Genomic DNA, 14,842 nt, shown 5'->3' with positions numbered 1-14,842 from the left:
GTCGCAAAACTACGGTTACAAATTCGGTCAAGAAGAAGAAACCTACAACATCGTTGCAGCCCACGGCTACTTCGGTCGTTTGATCTTCCAATACGCTTCTTTCAACAACAGCCGTTCCTTGCACTTCTTGTTAGGCGCATGGCCAGTAGTTGGCATTTGGTTTACCGCTTTGGGTATTTCCACAATGGCTTTCAACTTGAACGGTTTCAACTTCAACCAATCGATTATCGACTCACAAGGTCGCGTCATCAACACCTGGGCTGATGTCATCAACCGCGCTAACTTGGGTATGGAAGTAATGCACGAGCGCAATGCTCACAACTTCCCGCTCGACTTGGCTGCTGGTGAAACAACTCCCGTGGCTTTGGTTGCTCCTTCCATCAACGGTTAATTTTTAACTCTTGATTGACAAAAAGCGCTCCTAGAAATAGGGGCGCTTTTTGTTTGGGAAAATATATTTTTATCAGGTTTGTAGTGAGGACTTTAGTCCTTTGATGCGGAGGGCTGCCGCTTCTTCTCAATATACTGCTGGTGGTAATCCTCGGCCATATAAAATTCACCAGCGGGTTTGATTTCGGTGGCAATATCTTTGTCGTATTTACCGGAAATTTGCAATTTTTGTTTGGATGCGCGGGCGGCTTTTTCTTGTTCCGAATTGTGATAAAAAATGACTGACCTGTACTGTTCGCCTCTGTCGGGGCCTTGGCGATTGATTTGGGTTGGATCGTGACAGTTCCAGAATATATCTAGCAGTGTTTCGTAACTGATTTGCGATCGATCGTACTCCAAGAGCACTGCTTCAGCGTGACCGGTAACTCGGGCGCAAACGTCGAGGTAGCAGGGATTCGGCCAGTGACCTCCTGTGTAGCCCGCAGCAGTCGAGATGACACCCGCAACGGCGCGAAACTTGTGTTCGACTCCCCAAAAACAACCGGCGGCAAATGTGGCTTTTTCCATTGTGTTAAGAAGAAGGAAGAGTTGACAGTTGACAGTTGACAGTTGACAGTTGATAGAAGGAAGAATAGAAATGGAAGTCGGAAGAAGGAAGAACAGAAATAGAAGTCGGAGGACGGCTTTAGTTATCGTCCCGAGAGAAGTGATAAGACATATACAGCAAGCTTTTTAGCGATCGATATTTTATTTTTAATTAGGTGAATTTATTTAATTATTGTATTGGGCTCAAACTTGGCACTCTTATTATGGTTGACAGATTCCCATTAGTGTGCATTCCCAGACTAATCGCGGCTGTACGTAGTTTAGCAAATATTGTCGGGCTTTTTCTAAGGGTTCTAAGGGCGATCGGCTAATTCGGCCTGCCAAAAATTGCTGCCAGTAACAATGCTGTAAATAATCAATTAACCACAACTGAGATTCAGTATCTAAAGTTTTATCAATTTCCTTAGCCAATTCCAAAGCCGATCGCAAATTTTGAGGCAACTGCTTAACTTTTTGCAGCAAATCCTCGGGTATTGATTGCAGTTGCTGCCAAATAGCAATTGCTTCCCCAGGGCTTCCCTGCGCCATCCCGATTACCTCGGGATGGGATAAAATTTCGGCAAATCCCCCTTGCTGCAAAACTTGTCCCATTGCTTCGGGATTCAGCCGCGAAAACTGGATTTTTTGACAGCGGGAAATCAACGTGGGTAGCAAAGCTTCCACAGTCGGAGCAATTAAAATTAGCGCTGCTTTTCCCGGTTCTTCCAAGGTCTTTAACAAGCCGTTGGCTGCTCCTTCACCCATTGTTTCTGCTTGTTCTAAAACTACGACTGAACGCCCAGCTTCTAGTGGTGGCCTACTCAGAAATTCGCCGATTTCGCGAATTTGTTCTAGGCGAATTTGGGGCGGTGCTTTTCGCTTTAATCCTGCTTCCTCTGCTTCTTTTGCGGAAAGCCGTTTGCCTTGGTTCATGTAGGTTGGTTCTACCCAGAGTAAGTCTGGATGATTTCGCTGTCGGACGCGATTTTGCAAGGATTCTATCGATCGCCTTTCGGGAAGATTTACTGAGAATAAAAGCTCGATGAAACACTGTGCTGCTAAGCTTTTGCCGGTGCCGTTGGAGCCGACAAATAGATAGCCGGGAGCAATTCGGTTGCGATCGACTGCTTGGGTCAGCAATTCTACTGCTCGATCTTGCCCGATCAATGATGTGAAATATTCCATGTTTTAAAAGTTATAAATACAGCGTATTCCAAGTTTATGAGGTACATTGACAAGTTAAATTACTAACATGAAGGTAACATTAACATCATTCCATTTAGTTTAGTTGAGATGACTGCCCATGATATACTCGCAATACAGTTGGCATTGTAAAAATTAGAATTGTAAAAATGTTTATTTTTTATGTTTAATTTAACAAAAAATATATTTCTCCGGTATCTACTTGACTTTGCCCCTAATCTTGTTGTATATTATTTAATGATAGGAGGTTTGCCAAAATAATATTTTGACATAAGATTTAAATCATTAAGCAGTAAAATTAGTTAAAGTGTTAGCTTTTCTGCCCATTTATGAAAATAATTCCTCTGCTCGCCATAAGTTTTTTAGTAGCAATTTTAGCAAGCGCGATCGGCATAATCTCAGTCCAGAACGCCGCGCCAGTAGCCTTAAGCTTTATCTTGTTTAAATCCATACAGATTCCTGTAGGATTAGTATTGGCCATGAGCATTAGTGCGGGACTGATAGGCGGTGCAGTGCTACAACCGCTTTGGAACCTTTCAGATTCCCAAGACTCGCGTCCCAGATTTCAAGCAAATCCCGAAGACTCGGACACCGCAGAATATTAAGTTAATTTTTCACACCTTCGATGGAATAAACCTGACCTTCAATCAGCAGCCGAGTAATTCCTTTGGCTAGCAAGTAAGGCGCGGCTTTTTGCAACAGCCTGCCGTCTGGAATCTTGAAAACTCTTTGATTGCGAGTAGAAAATCGGCGCGCTACTCGATGATTGTCAAAAACTGGTAGAGTTTTCTCGCGAATTTCGGCCGCCGGAATTTGACCGAGTTCGCCAAATGCTTTCAGAGGTCTGGTGATTAACTCTGCCGCCCGATCGACTACTAAATAGCAAATTTTGGGCACAGATGCTTCGCTTAAAGGCAAAACTTGAATCGGGCCTATAGCCCGAAGTTCTATCGACTCTCCGGACATCGAACCCAGCAGACTCCCTTCAAACAGAGAATCTTCATCCTCTAAATCTTCGTCGAAGTCGTCCTCATCCTCATCATCATCCTCATCCTCATCCTCCTCATCCTCATCCTCATCTTCGTCGAAATCGCTAAAATCTTCACCACCAAGCATTGCCTGTAGTTCCCCAGTCACAACAGCACGGTGGCTGGGTTCGGCAAGATTGCCTGCTGGGGCATCTGGTAAATCAGAAACCTCGAAATCCGACTGTAAAGTTCCTGGAATTTCGATTTCTGGTACAGGTTGGGTGGCTGATACAGAACGCTTTCGGATCGTCGGCCTCGAATTTGGGGCTGACTGCGTGACGGGGAGTGACTCAGACAGGGGAGTATCTCCAGGGGCGATGGAGTTCTTAGCCGACGATTCAGCAGCCGTTTCTGTTGGTTGAGAAAGGCTGCTGGTGCTACGATCGGACGAACGCTTTTGTTTTTGCTGGACTAGAAATGCGTATTCTAACTCGGACAAAGCCCCCTGAAGGATGCGCCTTACAGTCGAACTACTCACTCCGTAGCGCTTGGCCAGAGTGATAGTATTCTCGTCCGACTGTCGGTACAGCCTGAGGAGTTCCCGTTTGTCTGAATCGGAGAGTTTTGTGGGCGTCATGCCAAGTTTTCCAGCAAAAAGACGTGAAAAGACGTAGGAAGTGCGATCGGCAAAGTATGATTTTTTATTTTCGATTGGCAGTTGACAGATGTCGGCAAGGACAAAAAAGCTTTCACGTTCCCCTCCCTTGCCGAAGCAACCCCAATCTCAAATCGCTACGCGGTGCGACGAGTCCGCCTGCTTTGACGAGAACGGGTGGAGATGTCATGTTCCAAAACAGCTCCTATTCCGAACAGGATGCCACTGAAAACAAAAAAGACTTCCAGTAAACTGCCGCTTTGATAACTACCCTCAGCCTGAGTATCGCGCCATTTGAAGTACATATCTGCGATGTAAAGCGAAAAAGTTGCAGCCGCAATCATTCTCCAAGATTGGGAAAAACGTCCTCCCCAAAACGCCAGCAGCAGCGCAGTAGCAATAATCAGCAGAAAAACGTCCCCGACGATGTAAAACAAATTGATTGCATAGGCGTAAGGTGATAGTTGCTTGTCAAGTGCCATCACCCATTCGGGAGCTTTAGTTGCTTCTGCTGATTCTTCCGATGCCGATTTAGCAGCCGCTGCTGCCGTTCCTTTTGCTTTTGACTGGGCAGAATTGTCCAAAGCAGGGGCTTTTCCTTTGGCAGCCGTTGAGTCAGGTGCAGATCCTGTAACTACTTCCTGGGGAGCAGCCGGAGCCATTCCTAGCTGTTGTCTCCAAGAGTCGGGCGCAGCAACCCAGATAGCTACAGCAATCCCAAAGGCTGCTATTGCCGCTAACAAACCCCATTGCCAAAATTCTAGATTCAGTCGCTTGGAAGTCACAGCTAGAACCATGCCTCCGATCAGTACCACATAGCTGCCCAGATAAAACGCATCTGCTGGGGACACATCTGGGTCTAACTCGAAATAGAGTTCCCAAATCCCGAACAGCACGCCGGCGATAAAATAGAAGAGCATCCCCAAACCAATTCCCAGCCAGACGTTACGCCCGCTTGCCATGTGGGGGCTTTTCCAGTTTCTCAAACAGACTAAAGACGCTCCAAGGTATGCCCCGCATTCAAAAACATAAGTGCCGATCGAGTACCAAGGCGGTAAACCATCTTCTTGTGAAAGAGGGACGCTGAACAGCAAAAAGAACAGCAGCGCCATGACAGCCCAGACAATGCCCACAATCACGAGGGTCTGAGCTGATAGTAAAGAGGTAGATGTAGATGACTTTTCTGAAGTGCTACTCATAGGGATTTCACGATACCTAACTAGCGGTTGAACGCACCCCATCTCAATCTTTGATTGTAGATGAGGATTCTTTCGCCAAAGAACCTTGATCTGACGCTCCCGGAAAAACTGCCGTCCTCAGCGTGTTGTCGGGATTTTTGCCCTCGTACACTCTCGGAAGACTAAGCAAGAATACTATCTATTTACTAATTCAAAGAATTAGTTCTTAGTCGATGTTTTTCCCGGGAACAGATGATAGAAATACGGTCTGCGCCTTCACCATTAAGGCTTTTACCGTAGCCTATTAAACTCGGAAATTATATCCTCAAATGTTGCTTTCTCTGTTTTTGGCTTTCACACTCCCCCACTCATATCAATGATTTTGGGTGGGAACTGCGATCGGATTTTAGTTAAATTGCCAGACTGTAGCTGGCCTCTTAACTGATTTAACAATTATGTCGATCGATCGATACAAGTTGGCAATCCAACCTGTATCTCCCTTGCCCCCGACAGTGAAATTATCTCAGCTCGATTATCTGGGCCCAATTGTCAGAGCAATTGTCAAAGATTTTCTATGCTGCGATCCACAACTTGTTGAGGGCTGATTGTTTCAGCCAATCGAGAAACTGAGTGCGATCCTGTGCTGGCATATCTTGCAGCACATCGCTCACTCCCTCAGCGAAGTCGGTATTGCCAAAATATGATTTGCCCAAACGGTGAAGTTCTTGCAATAAGGTTTTGAGATGTTGCTCTTGCCAAGGGGGCACCTTATGATTTTGCAAGGGACTAACGGTCAGCCAATTTTTGATCGCATCAGCGGAGTCTGCCTGGGGGAAGTTTCCTTGCTGAAATACCTTGGTGATATCTTTCTGAAACGATGTGGCTTGCCTTGCGCCTAAGAGGTCTTCTACATCGAAGTAAACAGCTTGGAGGAGCAGCAGACAGCCCTGCGCGAATAGCGGTGCTTTAGCCGATTCTGTACCTGCCGGTTCTTCACCGGCAAGCTGATCTAAACGGACTTTTCCCCAAACGCTATATCTATCCGGCTCTTCTAGCAGAACGCAGGCTTTGCCTCGGTTGTCGGTTAAATCCCGCCACAAGGCTCTGGCGTCTTCTGCTTGCTTGCCGTTGAAGGCGCTGATTAGGCGAAAAGTCTGCCCCTGATAATTGAGAATGGGAATTTGTTGATCCCGTTTTGGGTGTTGAAAATTGGATATTTCAACATCCTGCCGTTTCAGAATAAACATGACACTGCGATTTGACTCCTGTCATGGCCGAGGTGCTGTGCTTTTGAAGCTTTCCAGGCTTTTAGGCTTGGAGGTGCTTGATTCAACGATTTCACTTTAATTAGCAGGATTTCCCTCCTCAAGCGTTCCGATACTTTTTTGCTAACAAATGCTAACAAGTATCTAAGCTGAGATTGTCTCTCAACCATGGCATATGAACTAATGCACGAAGGAAATTCCCCCGCGCACAACTTACGACTGCTGTACTGGCAACGCTTGATTTCTGAGCTCGTGCCGATCGGGCGATTGACTATTTTGCTTTGATGCCGTAGAGGAAGCTTATATATAGGCTCCCTACCATCAGGGATTTTCACCTGAGTCTTTCAATCCTAGTTCTACCACATTTTTCTCAAATATCAAGTCGAGCAGAATGTTGGCAAACATCATCAAAGATCGGCAAAGATCGGCAAGTTAGTCACGATTGCCTCAACTCATGCCTAAAATCAGGGGAGGATTTCTGGTTTTTCGATCTTGTGGCCTACGTTTGAGGCTTTGTCACTATCGAATTTTAACAATTGTGTTGTTTGCAGGTGAGTCCCTCCAGCTTTTGTGAATTGCTATCCTGGACGCAAGGGCACTCTCATCACTAGCGTGTTCGCTCCCGATCGCGCCGCGCTCCACATCGTAGTTTTTTAGATAGAACCGGTTTCTGTCTAAGTTAAAAAATATTTACTTGCTCGATCGCACACTCCACCGATACAATGATACTGTTAAAGACTTTTTGAGTTGGGTGCGTAACTCAGTTGGATAGAGTAGCTGCCTTCTAAGCAGCGAGCCGCAGGTTCAAGTCCTGCCGTACCCGTTAACCAAACCTATACATGACAATAGTTTCAGACGTTTTCCCCAAAGCTGACAGACTACCTGAAACCTTGTTTGTTTCGCAGTTGTTGCGGATTCGGGCATCCAAAACACCATGAAATTCGTCCTGAAGCCCGACCTGCCAAATTTGGCAAATCTTCCGGCTTCCGCGCGATCGACACTCCTACGCCTCTTCCTCTTATGTTTGACAAGCGAATTTCTGCATGTTCCGCCACGTGATTTATCGGTGGAATCAATCCCAAATCGAAAATCTCAAATCCTCTCTTCCCCCGAATTTATCCGTGGGGTCGCCTCTAAAATCTAAAATTTAAAATCTACAATCTAAAATCGATTGACACACCGGATGTGTTATCATAAAAAGTCTTTTGTGTCAATAGCCGATCGCCCAAAAGTTAAAACAGCAGCAGGCGATTGTGGGTCGAGAAGCCCTCAGGAGTTATCCTTAGTGATCGGGCTATTTTTGGACAGGTTTGGATATGTTAAGAGCAATTTTATTTCATATACCCCAAAATTTAATGCTATTACTAGACCGCAGCGCGATCGACCAGTTACAGCCGATATTGGCGCAAGCAACCGGAATGCCGATCGTGGCATCGGAAAATACCGCCACAATTGCACTGGTATTGGTTGCTGTGGGAATTCTGGGTTGGGGATTTTATCGCGCCAGACCTTTTGGCAAACTGGGAATGTTAGCTTGGTTGCAGTCAGTGGTGCTGATGAGTCCGTGGCTGCTGTTCTTTGGTTTGTTCGGTGCCGGGATTTACCTAAATCTAGTGGCGGTATTGTTGCTGCTGGTGACATCCACGGGATTGTACATTTATCTGGGCAGGCAATTGCGGAAGGCAGCAGCCGATGCAGTGATCGACTCGCGCCCCGATCCGGCCCAGATCGAGTCCCAAAGCGATGGAAACTCCCCTGCAAACGAACAACGGGTACCAGCAAAAGAAATTATTAAGATCGTCACATCGCCTGCAACTAATGAATTAGAAATAATTCCCGTTCCAGTTGAAGACCTCAAGGCAATTCAAGGCATCTTTGGCATCGATACTTTCTTTGCTATAGAAACGATTCCCTATCAAGATGGGGTAATCTTGAAAGGCAATCTCCGGGGAGACCCAGAACAAGTACACTCGCGTTTGACGGCAAGTTTGCAAGAAAGATTGAACGATCGCTACCGCCTGTTTTTAGTAGAAAATCAGGACGAGAAGCCGGTAGTTATTATCTTGCCCAGCACAAACGACCCGCAGCCCACTACCCTATCTCAAAAAATCCTCGCAGTCGTACTGCTACTAGCAACAATTGCTACCAGTTTGGAAACAGCCGGTTTGCTGCTGAGTTTCGATTTCTTTAACTCGCCTGGTAGATATCCAGAAGTGCTGCCAATTGCGGCGGGAATTTGGGCGGTTTTAGGTTCAGGCGAAATTGCTCGCCGAGTGCTGGCAAATCAGTACAAGGTTGGCTTGAGTTGGCCGTTTTTTATACCAACTTTTCAGATAGGTTCTTTTGGGGCGATCGAGCGTTTTGAGTCGCTGCTTCCCAACCGTAAAGTTTTGTTTGACATTGCTTTTGCTGGGTCAGCCGCTGGGGGAATAATTTCTCTGCTCATGCTGGTAACGGGTTTGCTGCTTTCTCACCCCGGCAGTTTGTTTCAAATTCCCGCAGAGTATTTCAAGGGCTCGGTTTTGGTGGGAACTTTGGCAAAAGTGGTTTTGGGTGCGGCGTTGCAGCAACAGATTGTTGACGTTCACCCGCTGGTAGTTATTGGTTGGTTGGGCTTGGTAATCACGGCGATTAATTTGATGCCTGCGGGACAGTTGGACGGAGGTAGAATTGTGCAAGCAATCTACGGCCGGAAAATTGCCAGTCGCGCTACTTTGGCGACGTTTGTGGTGCTGGCGATCGCTTCTTTAGTTAATCCTTTGGCTTTGTATTGGGCGATCGTGATTCTGATTTTACAGCGGAATCTGGAGCGGCCGAGCCTTAACGAGCTGACTGAACCTGACGACGCTCGCGCAGCTTTGGGTTTGTTGGCTTTGTTCTTAATGATTTCTGTACTTTTGCCCTTGACTCCCGCTTTAGCTGGGCGTTTAGGAATTGGCAACTAATCATCTGACCATTGGTGGGCTGGGTGCGCTTGGGCGCACCCCAGATATTTATGAATTAACCCAATAGAAAAGCTCGGAATTTGTTTAAACTTAATTTAGCAAGTAAAAATCACGGATATGAGCATCTAGGCTAAAGTTATGGCTAATCAACTTCCTCCTGTATTGGTAACTTTTGATGCGGATGTTTTGATGGCTGGCAGAACCCAAGTTTGGCAAGAATATGCCAAGGTGGGAAGTTGCTATCTCCCGGAAGTAGTGTATGACGAAATAGATTATCTGACAGGGAAAGCGGTAGAAAAAGCTCAAGAGCAAGTGGCCAGAGAGTTTATGCGCTTTTTTGCAGATAGTGGCTGGATTGTGACTGATGCTCAAGAAACGCATCGGGGCCTAGAACCCTCGATGAAAAATCAAAGCGCACAAGCAATGCTAGTAGTAGCTACAGCTCAGTGCGTTTACGGTCTGGCTCAGGAACATCCCGACGCACTGGTGGTGTTTGTGTCCAACAGTCAGCCTCTGCTGAAGCGGATAGCTTCTGTGGGGGCTGCGAATCTTTGCGGCATTACTGCGGCGATGCTGTTAAATTGGGCGAGGAAAGCGGAACGCCCGCCGGCTGCGACTCAGCAATTGCAAAGTTTGATGCGAACTTTAGCCGATCGCCAATCAACTCAGCGCTCTAACAGTAGAATACAGAATGCTGGTGTTGGCAAAACCGGGACATCTGTTAGCAAGTTCACGATGCGTGGCGCTTCTGATTTGGACTCGCCCAGTAGTTCTACTAAAACTAATCAAACGGGTTTGAGTGGGAGCCCCCGTAAGAGTTCGCGCACCAATGCCAAAAAGCCGGTGCCCAGTCGCGAGGAACGGAAAGATTACGAGCCGGCTGTATATCGGATCAAACACATTACGCCTCCGAAAAAAAGGGATGGCGGTTTTCTGTCTGGTGCGTTCAATTTTTTGGGAGCGTTATTTTTCTTGACGGTAGCGGTGGGTATTTTGTGGCGAGTGTTGGATGCTCGGGGTTTTAGAAAGACTTTTGTACCGGCTCTACCGCAGCCTGTGCAACAATTTGTCAAGTCGATCGACCCTAAATGATATATCGGTCTGAAAATTCCGCTTTCTAGCTTCAATAAGGACTATCACCATCGACAGCAAGTAGCAAAAGTCTGTGATAGCCTTAATCTGTAATTGCCAGCCCGGTTAATTGGTAACTATTCACAGATTGAGAACACATCAAAATAAGCGAGAAAGCATTAGCGGAATTAGATTTTACATCTTTGGGCGATCGCAAATTTTTTCCTTCTCCTGTCTAATTTATTAATTTTTATCATTTATAAGGTTTGATCGTTCGGACTTCAGTCCGCATCAAAAATCAAAGGACTGAAGTCCCATGGCAAACGCATCTAATACCAATTTAAAAAATCCTTGCTGCAACACTCTTAGTTGACTTTGTTTACTCAAGTATTGTCGCGCTTTGTGTCGCTGTCAGATTTTCTGTATTTTTTTTGTACGATCGATGAATCCACACCCTACCAATATTGTTGCATTAATTTTTCAAATTGGCATGAATTCTGTAAGCATTACCTAGCAAGGGTTTCAGCATTTGGGAACACAAATGCACAATAGCCCAAACCTTTGTCTAGCAAGCATCCTAAAAATAAGATGCGTTTGTTCTGAGAAGTCCGAACCCTCAAACCTATTTTATAGGGGTTGTTCGAGCAATAATCCGGACAGTTTTTTTGGGGTGGTGGCTGAAACTGGCATTCTACCGTTAAGATTTCAGCGTCTGAAGAAGCTGAAACCCTTATTATACCGTTCGCGATAAAAAAATGTCCGGACTATTGTTCAAGCCGACATAATATTAATTAAGATTTCACTATTTGCGCCGAATTTAAAAATGCTGAACTGGAACGAAATAATTAGTGGATTAGCCTTAGCTATTGCGGGTTTTATTTATGCTGTATTCTTTTTTGTAGTTCTTCCCTTCAGACAGTACGATTATGCGGCACCGATTTGGGCGATAGGAATTGCGATCGGCCTTACAGTAGGAATGAATTGGCTACTATCTGAATCCTTGCTGAGTGGGTGGATTTGGGTAGCTGCATTATTTGGTTTTCAGATACCCCTGATGCTTTTTTGTAGCGAGTTTCTGGGAGATGGACTCTTGCTGCCGAGTCTGTTATTTTTCGGAACAATGGTAGTAGGAGTTACGAGCGTTTATACCAATTTTTCACAACCAAAAACACTGTTGATTGTGAGTTTCTGTACAGTATTTTTCCTAACTTTAATGTACATATCTTTCATTGGTGGCTATGTGCTCAGAGGCAAAAATCCGTTTCATGGTTCTTCAAAGCAAATGCTGCCGCTGTTGAATCAGAAGGTAGAAATTCACACTGACGATCCCAAACAATTGCAATTCAATGGTAAAACAGGCGAACTCACTCAGATCGATCGCTATGAAGTGACAGTCAGGCTAGATGATGATAAAGTATTCTGGCCTTATGTCCAACTTTGGTGGGAAGATGTCAAGCCTGCTAACTAACAGAAATCCTCAGAGTTATCAACCCTCAATAACTTTCTCCCCTTGTCTTCTCTGTGCGCCCTCAGCCCCATCTGCGGTTTATTTCGAGCCCCGAATTCTGTCAAGCAATTTTAATAAACCCGCACTGACTAAGCCTCCTGCAATTCCCAAAAGCAGACTCAACACGAGAACTTGACTGGCCGACATCGGATTTTCCGGGCTAGCGGGGCTTTTGATTTGGCTGGCGTAGATGCTGGCGGCGACTCCGCTGGTGCCAATTCCCACGCCCACTGTACCAATGGTAAAGTTTAAAGTGCGATCGCTCTTAGCCCTCTCAATCTCGATAATCCCCTCTACAGTCTCGATCGCATTTTCCAACAACCGCAAACCCGCACTCAAACTTCTATTATCCGCTTTAACTTGGGTGACATACTTTTCCTCAGCAAAATCGCTGAAACTTGCCATAAATTTTAACTCATTTTTGTCATTTCCCATTCTTTCCGCTATAGTTTCTAGCCGTTTATTATAGTTGTTCAGATTAGTTTTAATTGTATTTTCTTGTTCTTCCAATCGACTAATATAATTAGCATAAATCGAAAAAATTGTCAAGCAATAGACCAAATTTTGCTGCAATTGTTTCAAGTCAACTTTAGCAGCATTGACTTGTTCTGGCAGTAGGCTGACAATTTCTTGAATCTTCCGCGAAGCATCCTTGAGATTCGACTTAAGTTGGCGGCTTTGTTGATAAGCCCAAATCACTTTATTGCGGTATCCAAATAATCGGAGGAACTGCGGATAAAGTTTAGTCATTTTTTGGCGAGTAGTGGGAATTGATGCCTCGCCACTGTTAGAAAACAAGCAAATTAACACATGATAATTTTGGCTGATATTGCCTCTATCTCCCGGAGGTAGCCACAATTCATAAAAATTTGCCCCTAAAAATTGCCCTGATGCTTTTAAATCCCGATCCCATTTAGCATTCGGGACTAACTCAAGTTTGTTGTAGCAATTTTTGGCAGTTTTTAAAGCATCTTGCCCGCTAGTCAATTCACCCCAAACTAGCCAACTTTGACCGATAGTAGCAGGTTGATTGAAGCGCGAGATGATTGTAGATTTCAGCCATTCTAAACAATCGATTTCTTTGGGTACAAATTTCTTATCGCTGTCGGGTTCTATTTTGCCGGATAAGTCAAACTGCACCGCATAAGTATCGCCGAATTTGACAGGATAAGCATAGCCATCGAGGGGAGATTCAAATGCTACTACTTTTTGGTTGCCGAGTAAATCGATGTAATCACCGATTTCGGTTTCAGCTTGTTCGATTTGTGTTTGCTGTGGCTGCGAGAGTTTATCGCCATAGATTTTTTGCCAAAACTGCTGGCGGTTTTGGCTGATTTTGTCTTCACTTTGTCCGATACCGTCGGCTAAATCGTAGACAAACAAATCGACGGTAGGGTAAATCAGCCAATTTTCGTTAGTCATGGGTGAAACTGTCTGCTATTGACGATAAAATTGTATCGCGACTTGCTTGCACTGAATCCCCAGCTTGCAAGATTTTTCCCAGAATTTTTTTTAACCCTCGCGGCTTAACTTTGGTATCGATTTCATTGATGATTTTTGGTAAATTTGTTAAATCGCTGATATCGCTGGCTGCGTTACTAATTTCGGGGTTAGTAGTGTTTTCTTTTTCAGATTCACTATCCGGCAAAACATCTAATCCTTTGCTACGTTCATTGCTATGATACATCAACCAATTATGAGTTTCTTCATAAGCAGCTAGCAGAGGGGGATGCAATTCGGCAAGTCTTTCGATATCGATAATTGTGAAAGCTTCATCAATTTTATTAAACTCTAATTGAACTGGTGCGGGTAGCGGTTCTGTTTGTTGGAGTACCGCGCCAATGAAAGCTGTAAAAATATCGTCATTATTATTTTTCATCATAATCCCGTTAGAGTGAAGGCTGCCCAGTAATACGGATGTTGATAAGGTTGGTCTGATTCCATTTTAGCCAAGTTTTGCTGATTGCTTTTAAAGAATCGGCGCAGGCTAACTTCAGCTACAGAAAGTTCGCTGCTGTTTTCGGAAATCTTGTCAATTTCCCGCTGATACCAAGCGGCTAAATCTTCGCGGGTGGCTGATTGCAGCCATTTTTGAGAATTTGCTAAGGCGACGGGTAGCGAATCGCCCTCTTCTCGCCACCGTCGGTAAAAGTCTATCATTAATAACGTACTCGCCCCGGATTGGACTGGCCACAGGGTACTGACGACAAAGCCAACTCCCGCCCGCATAAAACCGCTAGTCAATCCTACATATTCGGCGAGAATTGTTTGCTTGTCTGTGACTGCGGTTTCGCAGGCGGAAAGGCAGATTAATTTGTAGTTACTGAGGTTGAGTTGGATGATTTCTTTGACTGTTAATCGGTGAGTATCGCTTAAGTATAAAGTTGATTGTTGAGGATTGTCAAAATCATAGCTACCGTGTCCGGTAAAGTGAAAAATGTTGTGGGGCTGTGGCAATAATTTGGTGACTTCATCGAGGGTAGCTGCATTTTCTCCCCGTCGGGTAGAGTTGGCAAACATTCGGCAAATAATTTCGGATTCTATCTCGGCGGCTGGTAAAGGAAGCAATTCTTTTCGTTTGCCGTTTTCATCAATGATTATACTGTTGGGATTTTCGATACTGAGGATAGAATTCACTTCCCCTTCTTCAACCCGCGGAGGCGGGTTTTGTCTGTGTAGCCGCGAATTCCATTCGCCGAATGTATTTGGTGTATTTGGTGTATTTGCCGCAGTTGGAGGATTCAACCGATGTTGCAAACTAATCCCAACGGCGGCGCTAGGCAAATAACTAACCACAAAATCCCGACTAAACAAAGCATGAATCGGGAAGCGGTGCAAGTCCCGGTGCGGAATCAAAATTAACTCCGTAATTCCCTCTAATTGCTGTTCGATCGCATCAATTTTCAGGATTGCATTGAGTCGTGCAAATTTACTTACCATTCCCCCACGCCAAGGATGATTTACTTGACCTTCTTTCTGCTTAGATTGATAATCGGTGTATTGTTGATTCCACTCCTTCACCCATTTTTCAAGTTCATCGGGAGAATCGCTGAAACAGGTTTCGGGAGACAACAA

At 45.1% G+C, this 14,842-nt stretch carries 12 protein-coding genes, 1 tRNA gene and 1 pseudogene; 6 read left to right on the top strand and 8 right to left on the bottom strand.

The annotated features are described in order from the left end of the window. Positions 1 to 391, top strand: a pseudogene (locus JGK20_RS24625) (photosystem II q(b) protein); the annotation flags it as partial. Positions 392 to 483: 92 nt separating this feature from the next. Here JGK20_RS24625 and msrA read toward each other — a convergent pair. Together msrA and JGK20_RS24615 are read right to left on the bottom strand one after the other, a co-directional pair. Continuing rightward, the gene (gene msrA / locus JGK20_RS24620) at positions 484 to 957 is read right to left on the bottom strand and encodes a peptide-methionine (S)-S-oxide reductase MsrA (protein ID WP_293186763.1); all 474 of its coding nucleotides are present in this window, start codon (positions 955 to 957) and stop codon (positions 484 to 486) included. A gap of 240 nt (positions 958 to 1,197) precedes the next feature. Next, a complete protein-coding gene (locus JGK20_RS24615) occupies positions 1,198 to 2,160 on the bottom strand; it encodes a DNA polymerase III subunit delta' (protein WP_293224281.1) in 963 nt (320 codons plus the stop codon). 347 nt (positions 2,161 to 2,507) lie between these two features. On the opposite strand from JGK20_RS24615, the gene JGK20_RS24610 reads away from it, so the two are divergent. After that, entirely contained in the window at positions 2,508 to 2,783 is a 276-nt protein-coding gene (locus JGK20_RS24610; RefSeq protein WP_293232468.1) for a LapA family protein, read from the top strand. A 1-nt stretch (position 2,784) separates the two neighbouring features. Here JGK20_RS24610 and JGK20_RS24605 read toward each other — a convergent pair whose 3' ends face one another. The 3 genes from JGK20_RS24605 to JGK20_RS24595 form a co-directional block, all read right to left on the bottom strand. Next, the gene (locus tag JGK20_RS24605) at positions 2,785 to 3,783 is read right to left on the bottom strand and encodes a hypothetical protein (protein WP_293186760.1); all 999 of its coding nucleotides are present in this window, start codon (positions 3,781 to 3,783) and stop codon (positions 2,785 to 2,787) included. Positions 3,784 to 3,938: 155 nt separating this feature from the next. After that, complete coding sequence (locus tag JGK20_RS24600) at positions 3,939 to 5,000, bottom strand: hypothetical protein (protein WP_293186759.1); 1,062 nt, start codon at positions 4,998 to 5,000, stop codon at positions 3,939 to 3,941. Between the two features lie 551 nt (positions 5,001 to 5,551). Next, a complete protein-coding gene (locus JGK20_RS24595; protein ID WP_293189104.1) occupies positions 5,552 to 6,226 on the bottom strand; it encodes an Npun_F0813 family protein in 675 nt (224 codons plus the stop codon). Between the two features lie 767 nt (positions 6,227 to 6,993). Between JGK20_RS24595 and JGK20_RS24590 the strand changes: the two genes are divergently transcribed. The 4 genes from JGK20_RS24590 (at position 6,994) to JGK20_RS24575 (ending at position 11,728) form a co-directional block, all read left to right on the top strand. Then, a tRNA-Arg gene (locus JGK20_RS24590) sits at positions 6,994 to 7,067 on the top strand. 595 nt (positions 7,068 to 7,662) lie between these two features. Beyond that, entirely contained in the window at positions 7,663 to 9,189 is a 1,527-nt protein-coding gene (locus JGK20_RS24585) for a site-2 protease family protein (RefSeq protein WP_293189269.1), read from the top strand. 138 nt (positions 9,190 to 9,327) lie between these two features. After that, positions 9,328 to 10,281, top strand: coding sequence for a PIN domain-containing protein (locus JGK20_RS24580; protein WP_293186757.1), 954 nt, complete (start codon positions 9,328 to 9,330; stop codon positions 10,279 to 10,281). 802 nt (positions 10,282 to 11,083) lie between these two features. Continuing rightward, positions 11,084 to 11,728, top strand: a complete 645-nt coding sequence (locus tag JGK20_RS24575) for a hypothetical protein (protein ID WP_293189106.1) — start codon at positions 11,084 to 11,086, stop codon at positions 11,726 to 11,728. A 78-nt stretch (positions 11,729 to 11,806) separates the two neighbouring features. Here JGK20_RS24575 and JGK20_RS24570 read toward each other — a convergent pair whose 3' ends face one another. The 3 genes from JGK20_RS24570 to JGK20_RS24560 all read right to left on the bottom strand — a co-directional run. Beyond that, on the bottom strand, positions 11,807 to 13,189 hold the full coding sequence (locus JGK20_RS24570; protein ID WP_293176750.1) for a hypothetical protein: 1,383 nt from the start codon (positions 13,187 to 13,189) through the stop codon (positions 11,807 to 11,809). Further along, on the bottom strand, positions 13,182 to 13,649 hold the full coding sequence (locus JGK20_RS24565; protein WP_293176748.1) for a hypothetical protein: 468 nt from the start codon (positions 13,647 to 13,649) through the stop codon (positions 13,182 to 13,184). The genes JGK20_RS24570 and JGK20_RS24565 overlap by 8 nt, the downstream gene beginning before the upstream one ends. Continuing rightward, positions 13,646 to 14,842, bottom strand: a 1,197-nt coding sequence (locus tag JGK20_RS24560; RefSeq protein WP_293232466.1) for a CHAT domain-containing protein, incomplete at its 5' end; no start/stop codon positions are given. The genes JGK20_RS24565 and JGK20_RS24560, both read right to left, overlap by 4 nt.

This window comes from Microcoleus sp. PH2017_05_CCC_O_A (assembly GCF_020738785.1).
Taxonomy (GTDB): Bacteria; Cyanobacteriota; Cyanobacteriia; order Cyanobacteriales; family Microcoleaceae; genus Microcoleus.
Note: the sequence above shows the minus strand (reverse complement) of the source record. Positions and strands in the feature narration are given on the sequence as shown.